This window comes from Bradyrhizobium sp. BR 1432, assembly GCF_051547705.1.
Taxonomy (GTDB): domain Bacteria; phylum Pseudomonadota; class Alphaproteobacteria; order Rhizobiales; family Xanthobacteraceae; genus Bradyrhizobium; species Bradyrhizobium zhanjiangense.
In genome coordinates this window covers 2,082,989-2,102,433 of the sequence record NZ_JBPUGF010000003.1, presented here as the reverse complement: position 1 = coordinate 2,102,433, position 19,445 = coordinate 2,082,989, and the positions used below count along the sequence as shown (strand labels likewise).

Here is a 19,445-nt window from a genome sequence, read left to right as displayed (position 1 = left end):
ACGGTCAAAAACACGAAGGGCGGCCGAAAGGCCGCCCTTTTTGTTTTATTGCTTCGATCGATCAACGCGCTGCTTTTCACCTCTCCCCAATGGGGAGAGGTCGATTTGCGAAGCAAATCGGGTGAGGGGGTTTGGTCCCGCGAGGAGCGTAACCCCTCACCCGGCGCTTCGCGCCGACCTCTCCCTATGGGAGAGGTGAACCAGCCTCACGCCGCGATGTCGTAGCGGTCGAGGTTCATCACCTTGGTCCAGGCCTTGGCGAAGTCCTTCACGAACTTCTCCTTGGAGTCCGAGGTGGCATAGACCTCGGCGAAGGCGCGGAGCTGCGAGTGCGAGCCGAAGATCAAGTCGGAGCGCGTGCCGGTCCACTTCACCGCGTTGGTCTTGCGGTCGCGGGCCTCATAGCTGCCGTCGGCAACCGGCGCCCATTGCGTGCTCATGTCGAGCAGGTTGACGAAGAAGTCGTTGCTCAGCGTTCCCACTTTCGCGGTGAGGACGCCGTGCTTCGAACCGTTCGCGTTGGCGCCGAGCACACGCAGGCCGCCGACCAGCACGGTTAGCTCGGGCCCGGTGAGCTTCAGCAGCTGCGCGCGATCGACGAGCGCCTCTTCGGGCATCATGAACTGATGCTTCTTGCCGGTGTAGTTGCGGAAACCATCGGTCCGCGGCTCCAGCGGCGCGAAGGAGGCCGCATCCGTCTGCTCCTGCGAGGCGTCCATGCGGCCCGGCGTGAAGGCGACCTTGACGTCGACGCCGGCATCCTTGGCGGCCTTCTCGACCGCGGCGGTGCCGCCGAGCACGATCAGGTCCGCAAGCGAGACCTTCTTCGCGCCTGAGGACGCGTTGAAGTCCTTCTGGATCGCTTCGAGCTTGCCGAGGACCTTGGCGAGCTGAGCCGGCTGGTTGACCTCCCAGTCCTTCTGCGGCGCGAGGCGAATGCGAGCGCCGTTGGCGCCGCCACGCTTGTCCGAGCCGCGGAACGTCGAAGCCGACGCCCACGCGGTCGAGACCAGCTCGGACACCGACAGACCCGAGGCCAGGATCTTGGTCTTCAGCGAAGCAATATCCTGCTCGCCGACCAGCTCGTGATCGACCTTCGGAATCGGATCCTGCCAGATCAGCGTCTCCTTCGGCACCAGCGGTCCGAGATAGCGCTGGATCGGGCCCATGTCGCGATGGGTGAGCTTGAACCAGGCGCGGGCGAAGGCGTCCGCAAACTGATCGGGATGCTCGAGGAAGCGCCGCGAGATCTTCTCATAGGCCGGATCGAAGCGGAGCGAGAGGTCCGTCGTCAGCATGGTCGGCACATGCTTCTTGGACTTGTCGAAGGCATCGGGAATGACGGCCTCGGTGTTCTTGGCCTTCCACTGCTGCGCACCCGACGGCGCCTTCGTCAGCTCCCATTCGTACTTGAACAGGTTCTCGAAGAAGTAGTTGCTCCACTTGGTGGGCGTCTGCGACCAGGTGACTTCCGGGCCGCCGGTGATCGCATCGGCGCCGACGCCGGTGCCGTGCTTGCTTTTCCAGCCGAGGCCCTGATCTTCCAGCTCGCCCGCTTCCGGTTCCGGACCAACCAGCGACGGATCGCCCGCGCCGTGGGCCTTGCCGAATGTGTGACCGCCGGCGATCAGTGCGACGGTTTCCTCGTCGTTCATCGCCATGCGGAAGAAGGTCTCGCGGATGTCCTTGGCCGCCGCGATCGGATCCGGCTTGCCGTTCGGGCCTTCCGGATTGACGTAGATGAGGCCCATCTGCACCGCGCCGAGCGGCTCGGCGAGCTGACGCTCACCGCTGTAGCGCTCATCGCCCAGCCAAGTGCCTTCGGGACCCCAATAGAGCTCTTCCGGCTCCCAGACGTCGGCGCGGCCACCCGCAAAACCAAACGTCTTGAAGCCCATCGATTCCAGCGCGACGTTGCCGGCCAGCACCATCAAATCGGCCCAGGAGATCTTGCGGCCGTATTTCTGCTTGATCGGCCAGAGCAGGCGGCGTGCCTTGTCGAGGTTGGCGTTGTCGGGCCAGCTGTTGAGCGGCGCGAAGCGCTGCTGACCGGCGCCGGCGCCACCGCGGCCATCGGTGATGCGGTAAGTGCCCGCGCTGTGCCAGGCCATGCGGATCATCAGGCCGCCGTAATGACCGAAGTCGGCCGGCCACCATTCCTGCGAATCCGTCATCAGGGCTGTCAGGTCCTTGACGACCGCGTTCAGGTCGAGCGACTTGAACTCCTTGGCATAGTCGAATTCTTTGCCCATCGGATCGGACAGGTCGGAATTCTTGTGCAGCATCTCGATGCTGAGCTGGGTTGGCCACCAGTCGCGGTTCACGCGCGTTGGTTTTCCGCCCGTAAACGGGCACTTCGAAGTGTCATCCATGATTACCTCCTCTGGTGGCGTCCGACGGCGCCTTTGACCAGGTAGAACCACTCTAAGCGTCGCCTCCCATCAGGTGAAGTTGACTTTAATGATCGCTGCGATAGGATTTTCTGATGATAAACCTGACGCTGCGGCAGCTCCGCTATTTCGATGCGCTGGCGCGCCACGGCCATTTCGGCCGCGCAGCCGAGGCCTGCTCGATCTCGCAGCCGGCCTTGTCGATGCAGATCAAGGAGTTGGAAGAGACCCTCGGCGGCCTGCTGCTGGAGCGCAGCGCGCGGCAGGTCGCGCTGACCCGGTTCGGCGAGGAGCTCGCGCAACGCGTCCGCGACATCTTGCGCTCGGTCGATGAGCTCGGCGATTTCGCCCGGGCATCACGGGACCGCTTTGCCGGCCGCCTGCGCATTGGCATGATCCCGACCATCGCGCCCTATCTCTTGCCCAAGATCACCAAGAACCTGACGCGCATGCATCCGGAGCTCGATATCCGCGTGCGCGAGACCATGACGCCGCGGCTGATCCAGGAGCTGGTCGAGGGCCGGCTCGACACCGCCATCGTCGCGCTGCCGGTGTCCGAGCCCTCGCTCACCGAAGTCGCGCTGTTCGACGAGAAATTCCTGCTGGTGCGGCCGGGCGCGGACGAGGGAACCCCGGTGCCGTCGCGCGAGATGATGCGGGAGATGCGGTTGTTGCTGCTCGAGGAGGGGCACTGCTTCCGCGATCAGGCGCTGTCCTTCTGCAACATGCAATCGGCGCCGCCGCGCGAGATGCTGGATGCGAATTCCCTCTCGACGCTGGTCCAGATGGTCAGTGCCGGCATCGGCGTCACTTTGATCCCGGAGATGGCGGTGCCGGTGGAGACGCGATCGGCTTCGGTCTCGCTGGCGCGCTTCCGTGACCCCCAACCCTCGCGCACCATCGGCATGGTCTGGCGCAAGACCAATCCGCTGGCGCGACAGCTGCTGCAGATCTCCGAGGTGGTGTGCCTGTCGGCCGGCAAGGCGCGCCCGCGTCAGGCTGCGCGCAGTCAGCGGGCTTGAGCGCCGGATGTCGCATCCGATCATCCGCCCTGCGCGCGCCGACGAACATGACGAGGTCGGCCGCGTCTGGATGGAGAGCTGGGTCTCGACCGGCCTCGCCGAGGCCAGCGACTTCCTGCTGGCTAATCTGCGCGCGCGCGTCCGGCGCGAGATCGAGACCGGCTGGAGCCTGTTCGTCGCCGACGACAACGGCACGATCGCCGCGATGCTGGCGCTGCATCTGCCGAAGCGCTATCTCGACATGCTTTTCGTCGCGCCCGCCTATCAGAGCCAATCGCTCGGCCGGCAATTGCTCGCCTTCACACGCACGCAACTGCCTGACGAGATGTACCTGCGCTGCGTGCGCGAGAACGAGAAGGCCTGGCGCTGGTACGAGCGCGAGGGCTTCGTGTTCGAGAAGGAAGAGATCGAGCCGTCGAACGGGTTCGTGATGAAGTATTATCGGTGGAAGAACAAGGGAAACGCGCCATGATCAAGCTCTATTGGTCGCCCCGCTCGCGCTCGTTCACGACGCTCTGGCTGATGGAGGAGAGCGGCCTTCCCTATGAGCGCGTGCTGACCGACATCTCGACCGGCGCGCAAAAGGCGCCGGACTATTTGAAGATCAATCCGATGGGCAAGGTGCCGGCGCTGACCGACGGCGACGCCGCACTCGGCGAGGCCGCCGCGATCTGCGCCTACATTGGCGATCGCTATCCCGGGACCAAGCTCGCTCCCGCTGTGACCGATCCGCGCCGCGCGCGCTATCTGCAATGGCTGTTCTTCTCGCCGGGCTGCATCGAGCCCGCCATCATCCAGATCTACACCAAGATCGAGATTCCGACCTCGACCGCGGCCTGGGGCAGCGCGACGCAGGTCTTCGACGTGTTGGAAGCCGCACTCGCGAAGGGACCGTGGATTCTCGGCGAGGAGTTCTCAGCCGCCGACATCACGATCGGCTCCGGCCTGAATTTCGCGGTGCGGCTGTTCAAGATGGTGCCGTCGCGCCCGGCCTTCGACGCCTATCTCGCGCGCTGCATGGCGCGGCCGGCATTCCAGCGCGCCGAGAAGATCGCGGCGGGGTAAATGAGCTCTCGTAGGGTGGGCAAAGCGTAAGCGTGCCCACCCTCTGTTTCGAATTGTCGAAAGATGGTGGGCACGTCGCTTGCGCTCCTTTGCCCACCCTACAGAATCTCAGCTATTCCGTCTTCAAGTCGTCAGGTCTCGGCATCAGGATGATGTTGTAGCCGGAATCGACGTAGTGGATCTCGCCGGTCACGCCGCCGGAGAGATCCGACAACAGATACAGCGCCGAGCCGCCGAGCTCGTCGAGCGTGACGCCGCGGCGCAGCGGCGCATGCTTCTGTTGGAACGCGAACATCGCCCGCGCCTCGCCGATGCCGGAGCCGGCGAGCGTGCGGATGGGGCCTGCGGAGATCGCGTTGACGCGGATGCCGCGCGGCCCGAAATCGGCGGCGAGATAGCGCACCGAGGCTTCCAGCGCCGCCTTGGCCACGCCCATCACGTTGTAATTCGGCATCGCGCGCTCCGAGGCGCCGAAGGTCAGCGTGATCATGCTGCCGCCCTCTGTCATCAGCTCGGCAGCGCGTTTTGCGACCTCCGTGAAGGAGAAGCAGGAGATCACCATGGTGCGCGAGAAATTCTCGCGGCTGGTGTCGGCGTAGCGGCCTTTCAGCTCGTTCTTGTCGGCGAAGCCGATCGCGTGGATCACGAAGTCGAGCTGGCCCCACTTGTCGCGGAGCGCAGCGAAAGTCGCATCGACACTGGCGATGTCCTCGACGTCGCACGGCAGCACCAGATCGACGCCGAGCTGCTCGGCCAGCGGCTTGACGCGCTTGCCGAGGGCCTCGCCCTGGAAGGTGAAGGCGAGCTCGGCACCGTGGGCATGTAGCATCTTCGCCATGCCCCAGGCGATCGAATGATCATTGGCGATGCCCATGATCAGACCGCGCTTGCCTTTCATCAATCCTTCCATCTCACGATCACCTTCCGCTTTCGTCATGCCCGGGCTTGTCCCGGGCATCCACGCCCTTCGAAACCTGAGGCCAAGACGTGGATGGCCGGGACAAGCCCGGCCATGACGGGAAAATCAACGGTGCGCCAACAACGCCGTCACGCATCCAGCCGGCTGAACACCAGCGTGGCGTTGGTGCCGCCGAAGCCGAAGGAGTTCGACAGCACGGTGCCGATTTTGACGTTGTCGATGCGCTTGCGCACGATCGGCATGTCCGCGAATACGGGATCGAGCTCCTGGATGTGCGCGCTCTCGCAGATGAAGCTGTTGTTCATCATCAGCAGCGAATAGATCGCCTCCTGCACGCCGGTGGCGCCCAGCGAGTGGCCGGTCAGCGCCTTGGTCGCCGAGATCGGCGGACACTTCTCGCCAACGCCGAAAACTCTGCGGATCGCATCGATCTCCGGCGGGTCGCCCGCGGGCGTCGAGGTCGCGTGCGGATTGATGTAGTCGACTTTGGTCTTCACCGTCGACATCGCCATGCGCATGCAGCGCTCGGCGCCTTCGCCCGACGGTGCGACCATGTCGTAACCGTCCGAGGTCGCGCCATAACCGACGATCTCGCCATAGATGCGCGCGCCGCGCGCCTTGGCATGCTCGAGCTCTTCCAGCACCAGCACGCCGGCGCCGCCGGCGATGACGAAGCCGTCGCGATTGACGTCGTAGGGACGCGAGGCCGTGGCGGGCGTGTCGTTGTATTTCGAGGACATCGCGCCCATGGCGTCGAACAGCACCGACAGCGACCAGTCCAGCTCTTCGCAGCCGCCGGCGAAGATGACGTCCTGCTTGCCGATCTGGATCGTCTCATAGGCGTTGCCGACGCAATGGTTCGACGTCGCACAGGCCGAGGAGATCGAATAGTTCACGCCCTTGATCTTGAACCAGGTCGCAAGCGTTGCGGAGGCGGTGGACGACATCGCCTTCGGCACGGCAAACGGTCCGACGCGCTTCGGTCCCTTGCTGCGGGTGATGTCGGCGGATTCGACGATGGTGCGCGCCGAGGGGCCGCCGGAGCCCATGATGATGCCGGTGCGGATGTTGGAGACTTCGTCAGGCGACAGACCGGAATCCTGGATCGCCTGCTCCATCGCGACGTGATTCCACGCCGCGCCCTGACCGAGGAAACGCATGGCACGGCGGTCGACCACCGTCGCAGGATCGAGCGTCGGCTCGCCTTGCACCTGCGAACGGAAGCCGAGCTCGGCATATTTCTCAGCCCGCGAAATGCCCGACTTCGCCTCGTGCAGGCTCGCAAGCACTTCCTGGGTGTTGTTTCCGATCGACGAGACAATGCCCATCCCGGTGACCACAACCCGCCTCATGACAGCCTCGCCTAAATCGTTGCCTTCTTGGTGATGCGCTCAGCCCAGGCTCGTGCCCTGCTTGAACAGGCCGACCTTCAGGTCCTTGGCGCGATAAATAATCTGGTCATCGACCGAAAGCCACCCGTCGGCGATACCGAGCACGAGCTTTGAACGCATCACGCGTTTGATATCGACGTTGTACACAACCTTGCGGGCCTCGGGCAGCACCTGGCCGCCGAACTTCAGCTCGCTGAGGCCGAGCGCGCGGCCGCGACCTTCGCCGCCGATCCAGCCGAGATAGAAGCCGACCATCTGCCACAGCGCATCGAGGCCGAGGCAGCCGGGCATCACCGGATCGTTCTTGAAGTGGCAGCCGAAGAACCAGAGGTCGGGTTTCACGTCGAGCTCGGCGCGCACCAGGCCCTTGCCAAACTCCCCGCCATTGTCGCTAATTTCCGTGATGCGGTCGAACATGAGCATCGGCGGCAGCGGCAACTGGGCATTGCCCGGGCCGAACATCTCGCCGCGGGCACACGCCAGCAGATCTTCGTATTCGTAACCGTTGCGCCTGTTCAGCATGCACGAGCCTCTGTTCTAATCCCGATTGAGCGACGTTTTTTGGCGAAAATGGGCCCCGTCTCGGTCGGAGAGCAACGCCAATTGCCATCGTCAGGCGCACCTGCCGCAAGCCCCGATGGACTGCGGACGGGCCGCCATGCCTGGCTGCGCCAAAATCGGCTAAGCGGAACCGCGCGCTCTCTAACACAGGCATTTCGGGTCGCAAAGCGCGTCCATGAAGGTAAAATGACCGCTCCCCTCGCCCGGTTCCAAGTCTGATTAGAACCTCTCTAGTTGCGAGAAACTTGCATCTGCATCTTTCTGTTCTTATATTGCAGGGAGATATTGTTCACGCGTGCCCGAAATCTGGAAATGAGCGAGAATACCGCGCCCCATCACGACGACGACGTCCATTCAGCGGCCCTCTTGTCGGGCCGCCAGCCGGCCCTGACCGGCTGCCCGTGGCACGACGTCAACGAAATGCTCCAGTCCGCGGGGCTCCGCCCGACGCGCCAGCGCATGGCGCTCGGCTGGCTCTTGTTCGGCAAGGGTGCGCGCCACCTCACGGCTGAAATGCTCTATGAGGAAGCGACCCTGGCCAAGGTTCCGGTGTCGCTGGCGACCGTCTACAACACGCTGAACCAGCTCACCGATGCCGGCCTGCTGCGCCAAGTCAGCGTCGACGGCACCAAGACCTATTTCGACACCAACGTCACCACCCACCACCACTACTACCTCGAGAACAGCCATGAGCTGGTCGATATCGAGGATCCGCATCTGGTGCTGTCCAAGATGCCTGAAGTGCCCGAGGGTTACGAGATCTCGCGCATCGACATGGTCGTGCGCCTGCGCAAGAAGCGCTGAGATCGTCCTAAATCGCTTATATTTAGTCGTCATGGTCGGGCTTGCCCCGGCCATTTTCGTTTCCGGGATGGTGCGCTAGCGCCACCCGGGATGAGCCTGCGACGTCAGTTCACCTGCTCGTCCGAGTAGACGCCCCAGAGGCGCTCCTGCTGGATCCAGCCGTCAAAGCCGTTGCCGGTGACGTGGCACCAGTTTGTGGTGCACTTCTTCACCTGCGTGACGACGCCGACCTGGAGCTTGGCTGCAACCGCGCTGTCGGGATCGGGACGGTCGTAAATCGGCGCGAGGTCGTCCTTGTGTTTCATGGTGACGACCGCGGTGCGGCGACCCGACAGCAGCGAGTGATAGACCCAGCCCTCGGCGCCTTCGGAATCGCGCACCCGGCGCCAGTTCTCGAATTCAGCGGTGATTTCGACCGGCAGGCCGGCGCGGGTATAGACCCAGGCCACGTCATTGTCCTTGGTCGGGCCGGCGCGAACGTTGACGTGATCCGACTTGAGGCTGACATAGCGCGGCACCGGCAGCCCGCTGGCGGTCTGCGGGGTGTTGTCCTTCGCCGAATGCGAGGGGCTGACCGAGGCGCTCAACCAGGTACAAACGAGCGCCATCACCGAACAAAAACGCCCCAACGCCATCAAACCCGTCTCCTGTCGAAGACCCGCCCGAGCCGGGTCCTCACCCCAAAATCCAAAACCCTGCCGCGTCGGCCCCTGTCCCGCCCCACGCGGGTGTTCCCCAAAGCCAGGTCCGCAAGCCCTAACCCGTGGTTCTTGTCTTGGCCCGGCCTTCTGCTAGAGAGGACGGACGCTTGAACAACCAGTTTGCCCGATTTTCCGGCCGGAAATATCGGGAGAGCTTGAAGGAAACGCCGGGGACGACACGGCAAGGGCAGTGTCGAACAACCGGGTTAATGAGGCCTCAACGGCCGGCCTTTGGTGACAGAGGCGGCCTGCGGCACCTCATGAGGCAGGACATGTCGGTGAAGAAAAAGCCCCTCGTCGTGGTGACGCGCAAGCTGCCGGATTCGATCGAGACGCGGATGCGCGAGCTGTTCGACGCGCGGATCAATCTCGACGACACGCCGATGTCGGCCGAGCAGATTGCGGAAGCCGCGCGCACCGCCGACGTGCTGGTTCCGACCGTGACCGACCACATCAGTGCCGATGTCGTCAATCAGCCCGACTGCAAGCTTCGCCTGATCGCCAATTTCGGCAACGGCGTCGACAATATCGACGTCGAAGCCGCGCATGCCCGCGGCATCACCGTCACCAACACGCCAAAAGTTCTAACCGAAGATACCGCCGACATGACCATGGCGCTGATCCTCGCCGTGCCCAGGCGGATGATCGAAGGCGCCTCGATCCTGACCGAAGGAAAACCTTGGCCGGGCTGGTCGCCGACCTGGATGCTCGGACATCGAATCGGCGGCAAACGGCTCGGCATCATCGGCATGGGCCGCATCGGCCAGGCCGTGGCGCGCCGCGCCCGCGCCTTCGGCCTGCAGATCCACTATCACAACCGCCGTCCCGTCGCGCCGAAGATCGCCGAAGAGCTGGGCGCGACCTATTGGGAAAGCCTCGACCAGATGCTGGCGCGGATGGACATCATTTCGGTGAACTGTCCGCACACGCCGGCGACCTATCATTTGCTCTCGGCGCGGCGGCTGAAGCTGATCCGGAAAGACGCCTACATCGTCAACACCGCGCGCGGCGAGGTCACCGACGAGGATACGCTGATCAAGCTGATCGAAGGCGGCGATATCGGCGGCGCCGGCCTCGACGTCTACGAGCACGAGCCCGCGATCAATCCAAAACTGGTGCGACTCGCAAAGGCCGGCAAGGTCACGCTGCTGCCGCACATGGGCTCGGCCACGATCGAAGGCCGTGTCGAGATGGGCGAGAAGGTGATCATCAACATCCGCACCTTCCTCGACGCCCACAAGCCGCCGGATCGCGTGCTGCCGAGCATGCTCTGATCGCGTGCGGCGCTCAGGTGCGATGGGCGCTGAGGTCGGTGACGACGGGCCCGTCGCCATTGAGCGGATTGGCCGGATCTCGCCCATAGCGCAGCGTCTCGAAGCGCATCGCGCGCGCATCGATCATCAGGAGGCGGCCGATGAGTCCGTCACCAAAGCCGACGATCTCGCGGATCGCCTCCAGCGCCATCATCGAGCCGAGCACCCCCGCCAGCGCCCCCATGACGCCGGCCTCCGCACAGGCCGGCACCGTGCCGGGCGGCGGCGCCTCCGGAAACAAGCAGCGATAGGTCGGATTGAATTCGCCCTGCTCGTTCTTCTCATGTGCGCGGATGGTGGTGAGCGAGCCGTCGAAAGTGCCGAGCGCCGCCGTGATCAGCGGCCGCTTTGCAAAGAAGCAGGCGTCCGAGACCAGATAGCGCGTCGAGAAATTGTCGGAGCCGTCGAGCACGAGGTCGTAGTCGCCGATCAGGCTGAGCGCATTGTCGGCGTTGAGCCAGGTGGCGTGGCCGACGAAACGGACATGCGGATTGAGTGCGGCGATCCGCTCGGCGGCGCTTTCGACCTTGTGCCGTCCGATATCGGGCGTCGTATGGATCACCTGGCGCTGCAGGTTGGACAGCGACACCACGTCGTCATCGACCACGCCGAGCGTGCCGACGCCAGCGGCGGCCAGATACATCAAAGCGGGCGCGCCGAGCCCGCCGGCACCGATCACCAGCACGGAAGCCCGCTTCAGCGCAGCCTGGCCGGGACCGCCGACATCGCGCAGCACGATATGGCGGGCATAGCGTTCGAGTTCATCCGGGCTCAGCATCGTCCTTCGTTCCTCTCACCCGTCATGGTGAGGAGGCGCAAAGCGCCGTCTCGAACCATGAAAGGCCCCGATCTCGCCTGTGGCCATCCTTCGAGACGCGGCCTTGAGGCCGCTCCTCAGGATGAGGACTTGGGTTCGTGGCCTCTATCGCCACCTGAACCACCCCATCATTGGTCGCGACCAAGGAGATGTGCTTCAATGACATGGCGTTCAATGGGCTGGCTGGATTTGTCATGAGATCGATGCTTGCGGCAACACTGATGTTTGCAGCCGCCACAGGCGCGAACGCCCAGATGACGGCGCCTCAGGTCCCCGGCACCAGGCAGAAGGCGGTCCAGACCGTGCCGATCCAGCCTCCGGCGATGCGGACGCCGTCGGCCACAGTGGATGCCATGGCAAGAGCTGAGCGGCTGGCGCTCCAGTCCGACCTCGCCTGGGTCGGCCAGTATAACGGCGCCATCACCGGCGACGTCAGCGAGCGCATGGTCAACGCCATCAAGGAGTACCAGAAGGCCAAGGGCGGCAAGCCGACTGGCGTGCTCAATCCGCAGGAGCGCGCCGCGCTTGCCGAGACGGCACGAAAGAAACAGGAGAGCGTCGGCTGGAAGATCGTGACGGAGCCGACCAGCGGCGCCCGGCTCGGCATCCCCGGCAAGCTGGTACCGCAGCAGGCGAGCGACGCCAACGGCTCGAAATGGACTTCGCCGACCGGCACGGTTCAGGTGCTGCTCAGCCGCCGCAAAGAAGCGAACCCGACCTCGGCGAAACTCGCCGACTTGGAGAAGGAGCCGTCCGGGCGCAAGGTCGATTACACCGTGGTGAAGCCGGACTTCTTCGTGCTGTCGGGATTGCAAGGCCTGAAGAAGTTTTATGTCCGCGGCACCTTCAAAGGCGACGAGGTCCGCACCATGACGATCCTCTACGACCAGGCGACCGAGAACACGGTAGAGCCGGTCGTGATCGCGATGTCGAGCGCGTTCAATGCGTTTCCGTCGGGACCGCAAGCCGGGCCGCCGCCGCGCAAGACCGTCGAATACGGCACCGGCATCGTCGTCAGCGACGATGGTGCGATCGTCACCGACCGCCTCGTCACCGATGGCTGTCTCGCGATCACGATCGCGGGCTATGGCAGCGCCGACCGTCTCGCCGAGGACAAGGAGCACGATCTCGCGCTCCTGCACATCTACGGCGCGCGCGGCCTGAAGCCGCTCAGCCTCGCCGGCGGTACGGCAAAGACGAGTGTCGATGTCGTCGGTATCGCCGATCCGCAGAGCCAGGGCGGCGCGGCCGGCGTATCGAGCCTCAAGGCTGCGCTGGCGCCGGTCACGAGCAGCGATTTCGCGCTATCGCCTCCGCCGTCGGCGGGATTTTCCGGCAGCCCGGCCATCGACGCCGACGGCAAGTTCGCGGGCGTCGCGCTGCTGAAGCCGGCGATGGTCGCGGGCCCCGCAACATCGATGCCGGCGTCACAGGCGGTGATGGTCGCCGCGGACGCCGTGCGCGATTTCCTGAAGGCCAACCAGGTCACGGCGAACGGCACGACGACGGATGCCAAAGCCGCCGTCGTGCGCGTGATCTGTGTGCGCAAATAAGTCTCGTGTCCCGGACGCGCTGCAACGCCCCAGCGTTGCTGCGCAGAGCCGGGACCCAGGCCACTACAAATCCTGTGCAAGAGTTTCTGGGCCCCGGCTCAGCAGCGCATCACTGCGTGCTGCGCTGCGTCCGGGGCACGAGCTCGGATCGATCGGAGCACCGCCTTACGTACGACTACGGGTCCGGTAATGGTACGGATTCGCTGGCATTCGCTATTCCGCCATCATCGTTACCGTTGATTCGGACCTCCGCGATCCCCTTTGGATCGGGCCGGCACGTCCTGAGCGAGAAGAGCTCAGCATCGAGATCGATGCACGTTCGCGTGGCGTATTCCTGACCCAAGCATTCCAAAGGATTGATCTTCAATGCACACGATCGTACTGGCCACCCAAAAGGGTGGCAGCGGCAAGAGCACGCTTGCCATCGGCCTCGCGCTCGCCGCCAAGCAGGCCGGCCTCACCGTCCGCCTGATCGAGACCGACCCGCAGGGCACCCTATCCAGCTGGCAGCGCCGCCGCACCACCGAGGATCTCGTCGTCGAGCCGATCTATCACGCCGCCGACATCGCCCCGCGCCTGAAAATGCTGGCCGACAGCGGTCTCCAACTCGCGATCGTCGACACCGCGGCCGGCCTTAGCGCCGCCACCACAGCTGCGATCCGCCATTCCGATCTCTGCCTGATCCCGGCCCGCCCGAGCGTCGCCGACATCGAGGCGACCGCTTCGACGCTCAGCGTCGCGCGCGCCTGGAAGCGCCACTTTGCCTTCGTGCTGAACCAGACCCCGATCCGCGGCCAGCGCATCGACAATGCCGCCAGCACCCTGGCCGAGGAAGCCGCGCTCGATCTTGCCGAGGTGCTCGCGCGTCCGCTGATCGTGATGCGCAACGATCACCAGGACTTCACTCGCGAACGGTCTCGCGGTCAGCGAATTCGCGCCGAACGGCAAATCGGCGGACGAGATCCGCGGCCTCTGGCAGTGGATCGAGACCCGGCTCGAACTCTCCGCCACGAGCCATCTGCTGGCCAGCCAGATGATGACGGCTGCGGACGGCATGCTGCATGTCAGCGCCGAGCTTTCGGCGGACAAGACCAAGATACTGGCGTCGTGAGCGGGGCGATCGCTCGGACGGCAACGGGCTCTTCACTATCCGGTTGAAGAGCCCAAGCGACGAAGCAATCCGGCCACCAGCCCGGCCGGGTTGCTTCGCTTCGCGTTTTTTTGGGAAGCTCCATCCATCCGTCATTGCGAGGAGCCCTTGCGACGAAGCAATCCAGGCTATGTCCTCGGAAAGATTCTGGATTGCTTCGCTGAGCCTGTCATCGGCCCGCGCTTCGCGCGGACCCGTTGGCTCGCAATGACGCGCGTGGTGGACTGGTCGCCCTCGTCGGGACTCGACGCCGTTGGACCGCTCGCCTGATCCTCATTTCTGACATTTCGGACACCAGAAGGTCGACCGGCCGTTCTGCGTAAACCGCTTGATCGTGCCGCCGCAGCCCGGCGTCGTGCATTTCTCGCCCTCGCGGTCATAGACCCTAAACGAGTGCTGGAAATAGCCGAGCTCGCCCGAGGTCTGGCGATGATCGCGCAAGCTGGAGCCGCCGGCCTTGATGGCATCGTTCAGCACGGTGTGGATCGCGCCGACCAATCGCTTGGCATGGTCTGTCGGCTCGCCCCCGGCAACGCCCTTGCGTTGTCCGGCCTTGGTCGACAACGTCGCGGCGATCCGGCGCGGCGACAGATGCGAGCGGTGCAGCGCCTCGCAGACATAGATGTTGCCGAGCCCCGCCACCACGCGCTGGTCGAGCAGCGCCGCCTTCAGGCTGGTGGTCTTGCCGGCACAGGACCGCGCCAGCATCGCGGCATCGAACTCGTTGCCGAGCGGCTCGGGACCGAGCCCGCGCAGCAGCGGCTCTTCATCAAGCGCATTGCGCGCAATCACTTTCATGTAACCGAAGCGGCGCGGGTCGTTGAAGACGATGTCGGCGCCCGAGGACATCCGAAACAGCACGTGGTCGTGCGCTGAGTCCTTGCCGCGGCGATAGTGAAACGCGCCGGGCGCGGCATCGTTGTCCGGCTTGATGACGCGGAACGAGCCCGACATGCCCAGATGCATCAGGAGCACGTCGCCGGAGGCGAGATCGGCCATGAGATATTTTGCGCGGCGGCCGAGCCCGGTGACGACCTGCCCCTTGAGCCGCGCCACGAAGTCTGGCTGGAACGGAAAGCGCAAATCCGGCCGCCGGGCCTCGGCGTTGAGGATTTTCGCGCCCTCCATGACGGGCTGAAGGCCGCGGCGGACGGTCTCGACTTCGGGCAATTCAGGCATGGTCGGGCATTCACCTTATGAGGGCGGTGTGATAGCGCCATTGCGGCGGGCGCGCTATGGTCCGCCTCGTGGAGTAGAGTAATGGATCGGCCGGGCGAAACCACGCATTTTGGCTTCAGGGACGTCCCCTTAGGGGACAAGCAGACGCTGGTGAACGATGTGTTTCACAGCGTGGCCTCGCGCTATGATCTGATGAACGACCTAATGTCCGGTGGCCTGCACCGGGTCTGGAAGGACATCATGATCAACGCGCTCGACCCGCCGAGGAGCGGCCGGCCGTTCGCGCTGCTCGACGTCGCCGGCGGCACCGGTGACATCTCGTTCCGCGCCGCCAAGGCGGCAGGATCCGGCTTCCATGCCACCGTCTGCGACATCAACACCGACATGCTGGCGGTCGGCCGCGAGCGCGCCATAAAGCAGCATCTCGAGACCCGGGTTGATTTCGTGGAGGGCAATGCCGAGACGCTCGCCTTCGCCGATCGCAGCTTCGATGCCTATACGATCGCCTTCGGCATCCGCAACGTGCCGCAGATCGACCTTGCGCTACGCGAGGCCTATCGCGTGCTGAAGCCCGGCAGCCGTTTCCTGTGCCTGGAATTCTCGACCGTCGAGATGCCGGGCCTCGATCGCCTCTATGATTTGTTCTCGTTCAAGGTGATCCCGCCGCTTGGCCGCATGGTCACGGGCGACGCCGAGTCCTATCAGTACCTGGTCGAGTCGATCCGCAGGTTTCCAAAGCCGGGCGTCTTCGCCGACATGATTCGCGACGCCGGCTTTTCCCGCGTCAGCTGGCAGACACTCAGCGGCGGCATCGTCGCACTGCATTCAGGCTGGCGTTTGTGATCTCTGCCATTAGCCACATTGCGCGCCTGATCCGCGCCGCGTTCGTGTTCGCGCGCGAGGGCGTGTTCGGCTCGGTCGATCGGAGCCTGGTGCCGCCACCGGGACAGCTCGCGCTGAAGCTGGCGCGGCTCGTCGAGCGGCGCGGCGTCAAGCATGGTCCGCGGATATCGCGCGCCCTCACCCGAATGGGCCCGGCCTACCTCAAGCTCGGGCAGTTCCTGGCAACGCGCCCCGACGTCGTCGGCGTCATCATGGCGCGCGACCTCGAAAGCCTCCAGGACCGCCTGCCGCCGTTTTCGCAAGCCGAAGCGGAAGCTGCGATCACGACCTCGCTGGAACGGCCGCTGACGGATGTATTTGCGAGCTTCGGCCCGCCGGTCGCGGCCGCCTCGATTGCGCAGGTGCATCGCGGCGAGGTCATGCGCGACGGCATCCGCAAGCCGGTCGCGATCAAGGTGCTCCGGCCCAACGTCGCCGCACGTTTCCGCCGCGACCTCTCCGACTTCTTCTTCGTCGCGCACAAGGCCGAAGCCTATTCTTCCGAGGCACGGCGCCTGCGCCTCATCGAAGTCATCAACACCATGTCGCGCTCGGTCGCGATGGAGATGGATCTGCGGCTGGAGGCCGCGGCGCTGTCGGAGATGGCGGAGAACACGCGCGACGACCCTGATTTCCGCGTGCCGATCGTCGACTGGGATCGCACCACGCACAACGTGCTGACGATGGAGTGGATCGACGGCATCGCGCTGAACGATCACAAGCGCCTTTCAGAGGCGCAGGTCGACCTGCCCGATCTCGGCCGCAAGGTGATCCAGAGCTTTTTGCGGCACGCGCTGCGCGACGGCTTCTTCCACGCCGACATGCATCCGGGCAATCTGTTCCTGGATGATACCGGCCGTCTCGTCGCGGTCGATTTCGGCATCATGGGCCGGCTCGGGATGAAGGAGCGGCGCTTCCTCGCCGAGATCCTGCTCGGCTTCATCACCCGCGACTACCGCCGCGTGGCCGAGGTGCATTTCGAGGCGGGCTATGTGCCCGCGCATCATTCGGTCGAGAATTTCGCGCAAGCGATCCGCGCCATCGGCGAGCCGATCCACAACCGCACCGCCGAGGAGATCTCGATGGCGCGGCTGTTGACGCTGCTGCTCGAAGTCACCGGCCTGTTCGACATGAGGACGCGGCCCGAGCTGATCCTGCTGCAAAAGACCATGGTCGTGGTCGAGGGCGTGGCGCGCGGCTTCGATCCCAAGCTCGACATCTGGAAGGTCGCGGACCCCGTGGTGCGCGAATGGATCGAGCGCAATCTCGGGCCGATCGGCCGGGTCCAGGGCGCGCTGGCGGGGACCGGAGACATCGCGCGCGTGCTGATGCGCCTGCCGGAGATCGCCGAGCGGTCGGTGAAGGTGCTGGAGCAGCTCGAGACCATGACGCGGGAGGGCATAGGGCTGTCGCCGGAGAGCATCGCCGCGATGGGCCGCAGCGAGGGCCGCAAGAACCGCGGGCGCACCGTGGCGCTCTGGATCATCGCCGCGACCTTCATCGGCATTCTGATCGCCGTCCGGAATCTATGATTGCACTGCAATCACACAGATGATAGCATCGCTATCATTCCGCGCTGGAGGGCGTCATGGCAAGCCTGACCATCCGCAAGCTCGACGACGCCGTCAAAACCTATCTGCGGCTACGCTCGGCCAAGAATCGCAGGTCGGTCGAGGAAGAGGTCCGGGTTATCCTGCGGGAGCTGATCGAGGGCCGCGAGGAGCCGCTGACGCCGTTTGCGGTGCCGCCTGCGGCAGCCTCAGCCCCGACACCCCAACGTATCAGCGCCGCTCCCGAGGCCAGCGTCACCCTGATCATCGGCGGCGGCATCGCAGCCTACAAGTCGCTCGACCTGATCCGAAGGCTCAAGGAACGGCGCGTCGAGGTCCGCTGCGTGTTGACCAAGGCAGCGCAGCAATTCGTCACGCCGCTGGCGGTGAGCGCACTGTCGCATGAGCGCGTCTACACCGACCTGTTCGACCCCCAGAGCGAGTTCGACGCCGGCCACATTCGCCTCGCGCGCGACTGCGACCTGATCGTGGTGGCGCCGGCGACCGCCGACCTCCTGGCCAAGATGGCGAACGGCCATGCCGACGATCTCGCCAGCGCGATCCTGCTCGCGACCAGTCGCAAGGTGCTGCTGGCGCCGGCGATGAATCCGCTGATGTGGAACAACGCGGCGACGCGCCGCAACGTTGCGCAGCTCCAGCGCGACGGCGTGGTGTTGGTCGGGCCCAATTCCGGCGAGATGGCCGAGGCCGGGGAGGCCGGAACCGGCCGCATGTCGGAGGCGATCGAGATCGCCAATGCCGCCGAGCGGCTGCTGCGACCGCCCGTGCCGCGCCCGCTCGCCGGTAAACGCGTGCTGATCACCGCAGGACCCACGCACGAGCCGATCGATCCGGTGCGCTACATCGCCAATCGCTCTTCCGGCAAGCAGGGCTTTGCCATTGCCGCCGCCGCCCAGGCCGCCGGCACCGAGGTGATTTTGGTGAGCGGCCCGGTCGATCTCAGCGATCCCCAGGGCGTCACGGTGAAGCATGTGGAATCGGCGCGGCAGATGCTGGAGCAGGTACAGGCCGCGCTCCCCGCCGACATCGCCATCTTCGCCGCCGCCGTCGCCGACTGGCGCGTCGCCAACGAGGGCGAGCAGAAGCTGAAGAAGACCGCAGCCGGCATGCCACCGCTTCAATTGGTCGAAAACCCCGACATCCTCGCCACCATCTCCAAGCTGACCGACAAGCGCCCGCCGCTGGTGATCGGCTTTGCCGCCGAGACCGAGCATCTCATCGACAACGCCAAGTCAAAACTCGCGCGCAAGGGCTGCGACTGGATCGTCGCCAACGACGTCTCGCCGGCCACCGGCGTGATGGGCGGCGACCGCAACACCGTGCACCTCATCAGCCGCAAGAATGGTGAGAAGAACGGCGAGATCGCAGTTGATTCCTGGCCGGTGATGACCAAGGAACAGGTCGCCATCGAACTGGTCGCGCATGTCGCAAGGAGCGTGGCCGACAAATCCCGGGAGCCGGCATCTTGAGCACCAAAGTCACGGTCGAACTGCAACGCCTCGCCCACGCCGAAGGCCTGCCGCTGCCTACCTATCAGACCGCCGAGGCCGCGGGCCTCGATCTGATGGCTGCGGTTCCGGACAGCGAGCCGTTGACGCTTGCGCCCGGCCACTGCGCGCTGGTGCCAACGGGCCTCGCAATCGCATTGCCGCCGGGCCATGAGGCCCAGGTGCGGCCGCGCTCGGGGCTTGCCGCCAAGCACGGCGTCACCGTGCTGAACTCGCCGGGGACGATCGATGCGGACTACCGCGGCGAGATCAAGGTGATCCTGATCAATCACGGCCAAGCCCCCTTCGTGATCAAGCGCGGCGAGCGCATCGCGCAGATGGTGATCGCGCCCGTGGTGCAGGCCGCGCTGGTTCCCGTGGCCACCTTGTCGACAACCGATCGCGGCGCCGGCGGTTTTGGTTCCACCGGTCGCTAGTTCTTCACCTCTCCCGCTTGCGGGAGAGGTCGGCACGGAGTGCCGGGTGAGGGCTCTGTCCTCTGGGGGAATGTCCCATTGTCGAGACACCCTCTCCCCAACCCTCCCCGCAAGCGAGGGAGGGAGCGTACCTTCATCGAGGCAAGCACTCCGCATTGCCCCGCTAACGCGCGACAGCTCCAGCTGAATCACCCGAAGAACTA

General features: G+C 64.9%; 17 protein-coding genes and 1 pseudogene. 11 read left to right on the top strand and 7 right to left on the bottom strand.

Going from position 1 to position 19,445, the window contains the following annotated elements; all coding sequences use genetic code 11:
* Positions 1 to 206: 206 nt before the first annotated feature.
* Positions 207 to 2,372, bottom strand: a complete 2,166-nt coding sequence (gene katG, locus ACSKB8_RS10035) for a catalase/peroxidase HPI (RefSeq protein ID WP_438103839.1) — start codon at positions 2,370 to 2,372, stop codon at positions 207 to 209.
* A 113-nt stretch (positions 2,373 to 2,485) separates the two neighbouring features.
* On the opposite strand from katG, the gene ACSKB8_RS10030 reads away from it, so the two are divergent.
* Genes ACSKB8_RS10030 through ACSKB8_RS10020 form a run of 3 tightly spaced genes read left to right on the top strand, consistent with a single transcriptional unit; the run spans position 2,486 to position 4,477 of the window.
* Positions 2,486 to 3,412: a hydrogen peroxide-inducible genes activator gene (locus ACSKB8_RS10030; protein ID WP_128940689.1), complete on the top strand. Its 927-nt coding sequence runs from the start codon at positions 2,486 to 2,488 to the stop codon at positions 3,410 to 3,412.
* Between the two features lie 7 nt (positions 3,413 to 3,419).
* Positions 3,420 to 3,884, top strand: coding sequence for a GNAT family N-acetyltransferase (locus tag ACSKB8_RS10025; RefSeq protein WP_370989815.1), 465 nt, complete (start codon positions 3,420 to 3,422; stop codon positions 3,882 to 3,884).
* Positions 3,881 to 4,477 (top strand): glutathione S-transferase family protein, encoded by a 597-nt coding sequence (locus ACSKB8_RS10020; protein WP_370989814.1) that lies wholly within the window; start codon positions 3,881 to 3,883, stop codon positions 4,475 to 4,477. Before ACSKB8_RS10025 ends, ACSKB8_RS10020 begins: the two co-directional genes overlap by 4 nt.
* A 112-nt stretch (positions 4,478 to 4,589) precedes the next feature.
* On the opposite strand, the gene fabI is transcribed toward ACSKB8_RS10020, so the two are convergent.
* The 3 genes from fabI to fabA all read right to left on the bottom strand — a co-directional run bounded on the left by fabI (position 4,590) and on the right by fabA (position 7,309).
* On the bottom strand, positions 4,590 to 5,387 hold the full coding sequence (gene fabI, locus ACSKB8_RS10015) for an enoyl-ACP reductase FabI (RefSeq protein WP_438110481.1): 798 nt from the start codon (positions 5,385 to 5,387) through the stop codon (positions 4,590 to 4,592).
* Positions 5,388 to 5,524: 137 nt separating this feature from the next.
* Complete coding sequence (gene fabB / locus ACSKB8_RS10010) at positions 5,525 to 6,748, bottom strand: beta-ketoacyl-ACP synthase I (RefSeq protein ID WP_438103837.1); 1,224 nt, start codon at positions 6,746 to 6,748, stop codon at positions 5,525 to 5,527.
* A gap of 39 nt (positions 6,749 to 6,787) precedes the next feature.
* A complete protein-coding gene (gene fabA / locus ACSKB8_RS10005; RefSeq protein ID WP_091882246.1) occupies positions 6,788 to 7,309 on the bottom strand; it encodes a 3-hydroxyacyl-[acyl-carrier-protein] dehydratase FabA in 522 nt (173 codons plus the stop codon).
* Positions 7,310 to 7,660: 351 nt separating this feature from the next.
* Between fabA and irrA the strand changes: the two genes are divergently transcribed.
* Positions 7,661 to 8,152, top strand: coding sequence for an iron response transcriptional regulator IrrA (gene irrA, locus ACSKB8_RS10000; RefSeq protein WP_438103835.1), 492 nt, complete (start codon positions 7,661 to 7,663; stop codon positions 8,150 to 8,152).
* Between the two features lie 104 nt (positions 8,153 to 8,256).
* On the opposite strand, the gene ACSKB8_RS09995 is transcribed toward irrA, so the two are convergent.
* Positions 8,257 to 8,787, bottom strand: coding sequence for an SH3 domain-containing protein (locus ACSKB8_RS09995; RefSeq protein WP_370989813.1), 531 nt, complete (start codon positions 8,785 to 8,787; stop codon positions 8,257 to 8,259).
* Positions 8,788 to 9,125: 338 nt separating this feature from the next.
* Between ACSKB8_RS09995 and ACSKB8_RS09990 the strand changes: the two genes are divergently transcribed.
* Positions 9,126 to 10,127, top strand: coding sequence for a 2-hydroxyacid dehydrogenase (locus ACSKB8_RS09990; RefSeq protein WP_438103833.1), 1,002 nt, complete (start codon positions 9,126 to 9,128; stop codon positions 10,125 to 10,127).
* A 13-nt stretch (positions 10,128 to 10,140) separates the two neighbouring features.
* Here the strand turns inward: ACSKB8_RS09990 and ACSKB8_RS09985 are convergent, their stop codons facing one another.
* A complete protein-coding gene (locus ACSKB8_RS09985; RefSeq protein ID WP_091882261.1) occupies positions 10,141 to 10,944 on the bottom strand; it encodes a HesA/MoeB/ThiF family protein in 804 nt (267 codons plus the stop codon).
* 233 nt (positions 10,945 to 11,177) lie between these two features.
* On the opposite strand from ACSKB8_RS09985, the gene ACSKB8_RS09980 reads away from it, so the two are divergent.
* Both ACSKB8_RS09980 and ACSKB8_RS09975 read left to right on the top strand, forming a co-directional pair.
* Positions 11,178 to 12,536: a serine protease gene (locus tag ACSKB8_RS09980; protein ID WP_438103831.1), complete on the top strand. Its 1,359-nt coding sequence runs from the start codon at positions 11,178 to 11,180 to the stop codon at positions 12,534 to 12,536.
* Positions 12,537 to 12,902: 366 nt separating this feature from the next.
* Positions 12,903 to 13,647 (top strand): annotated as a pseudogene (locus tag ACSKB8_RS09975) (AAA family ATPase).
* Between the two features lie 312 nt (positions 13,648 to 13,959).
* On the opposite strand, the gene mutM reads toward ACSKB8_RS09975, so the two are convergent.
* The gene (gene mutM, locus ACSKB8_RS09970; RefSeq protein WP_438103829.1) at positions 13,960 to 14,865 is read right to left on the bottom strand and encodes a bifunctional DNA-formamidopyrimidine glycosylase/DNA-(apurinic or apyrimidinic site) lyase; all 906 of its coding nucleotides are present in this window, start codon (positions 14,863 to 14,865) and stop codon (positions 13,960 to 13,962) included.
* An 81-nt stretch (positions 14,866 to 14,946) separates the two neighbouring features.
* On the opposite strand from mutM, the gene ubiE reads away from it, so the two are divergent.
* The 4 genes from ubiE to dut are packed head-to-tail and all read left to right on the top strand — an operon-like array spanning position 14,947 to position 19,242.
* Positions 14,947 to 15,708 (top strand): bifunctional demethylmenaquinone methyltransferase/2-methoxy-6-polyprenyl-1,4-benzoquinol methylase UbiE, encoded by a 762-nt coding sequence (gene ubiE, locus ACSKB8_RS09965; RefSeq protein ID WP_438103828.1) that lies wholly within the window; start codon positions 14,947 to 14,949, stop codon positions 15,706 to 15,708.
* Positions 15,705 to 17,279, top strand: coding sequence for a 2-polyprenylphenol 6-hydroxylase (ubiB, locus tag ACSKB8_RS09960; RefSeq protein WP_438103826.1), 1,575 nt, complete (start codon positions 15,705 to 15,707; stop codon positions 17,277 to 17,279). The genes ubiE and ubiB overlap by 4 nt, the downstream gene beginning before the upstream one ends.
* Before the next feature lie 56 nt (positions 17,280 to 17,335).
* Positions 17,336 to 18,787, top strand: coding sequence for a bifunctional phosphopantothenoylcysteine decarboxylase/phosphopantothenate--cysteine ligase CoaBC (gene coaBC / locus ACSKB8_RS09955; RefSeq protein WP_438103825.1), 1,452 nt, complete (start codon positions 17,336 to 17,338; stop codon positions 18,785 to 18,787).
* Positions 18,784 to 19,242, top strand: a complete 459-nt coding sequence (dut, locus tag ACSKB8_RS09950; RefSeq protein WP_438103823.1) for a dUTP diphosphatase — start codon at positions 18,784 to 18,786, stop codon at positions 19,240 to 19,242. Before coaBC ends, dut begins: the two co-directional genes overlap by 4 nt.
* Positions 19,243 to 19,445: the final 203 nt, after the last annotated feature.

What these genes read in the sequence shown, in the direction of transcription:
- katG (WP_438103839.1), bottom strand. Translation starts at nt 2,372, where the DNA reads ATGGATGACACTTCGAAGTGCCCGTTTACGGGCGGAAAACCAACGCGC.
- ACSKB8_RS10030 (WP_128940689.1), top strand. Translation starts at nt 2,486, where the DNA reads ATGATAAACCTGACGCTGCGGCAGCTCCGCTATTTCGATGCGCTGGCG.
- ACSKB8_RS10025 (WP_370989815.1), top strand. Translation starts at nt 3,420, where the DNA reads ATGTCGCATCCGATCATCCGCCCTGCGCGCGCCGACGAACATGACGAG.
- ACSKB8_RS10020 (WP_370989814.1), top strand. Translation starts at nt 3,881, where the DNA reads ATGATCAAGCTCTATTGGTCGCCCCGCTCGCGCTCGTTCACGACGCTC.
- fabI (WP_438110481.1), bottom strand. Translation starts at nt 5,387, where the DNA reads ATGGAAGGATTGATGAAAGGCAAGCGCGGTCTGATCATGGGCATCGCC.
- fabB (WP_438103837.1), bottom strand. Translation starts at nt 6,748, where the DNA reads ATGAGGCGGGTTGTGGTCACCGGGATGGGCATTGTCTCGTCGATCGGA.
- fabA (WP_091882246.1), bottom strand. Translation starts at nt 7,309, where the DNA reads ATGCTGAACAGGCGCAACGGTTACGAATACGAAGATCTGCTGGCGTGT.
- irrA (WP_438103835.1), top strand. Translation starts at nt 7,661, where the DNA reads ATGAGCGAGAATACCGCGCCCCATCACGACGACGACGTCCATTCAGCG.
- ACSKB8_RS09995 (WP_370989813.1), bottom strand. Translation starts at nt 8,787, where the DNA reads ATGGCGTTGGGGCGTTTTTGTTCGGTGATGGCGCTCGTTTGTACCTGG.
- ACSKB8_RS09990 (WP_438103833.1), top strand. Translation starts at nt 9,126, where the DNA reads ATGTCGGTGAAGAAAAAGCCCCTCGTCGTGGTGACGCGCAAGCTGCCG.
- ACSKB8_RS09985 (WP_091882261.1), bottom strand. Translation starts at nt 10,944, where the DNA reads ATGCTGAGCCCGGATGAACTCGAACGCTATGCCCGCCATATCGTGCTG.
- ACSKB8_RS09980 (WP_438103831.1), top strand. Translation starts at nt 11,178, where the DNA reads ATGAGATCGATGCTTGCGGCAACACTGATGTTTGCAGCCGCCACAGGC.
- mutM (WP_438103829.1), bottom strand. Translation starts at nt 14,865, where the DNA reads ATGCCTGAATTGCCCGAAGTCGAGACCGTCCGCCGCGGCCTTCAGCCC.
- ubiE (WP_438103828.1), top strand. Translation starts at nt 14,947, where the DNA reads ATGGATCGGCCGGGCGAAACCACGCATTTTGGCTTCAGGGACGTCCCC.
- coaBC (WP_438103825.1), top strand. Translation starts at nt 17,336, where the DNA reads ATGGCAAGCCTGACCATCCGCAAGCTCGACGACGCCGTCAAAACCTAT.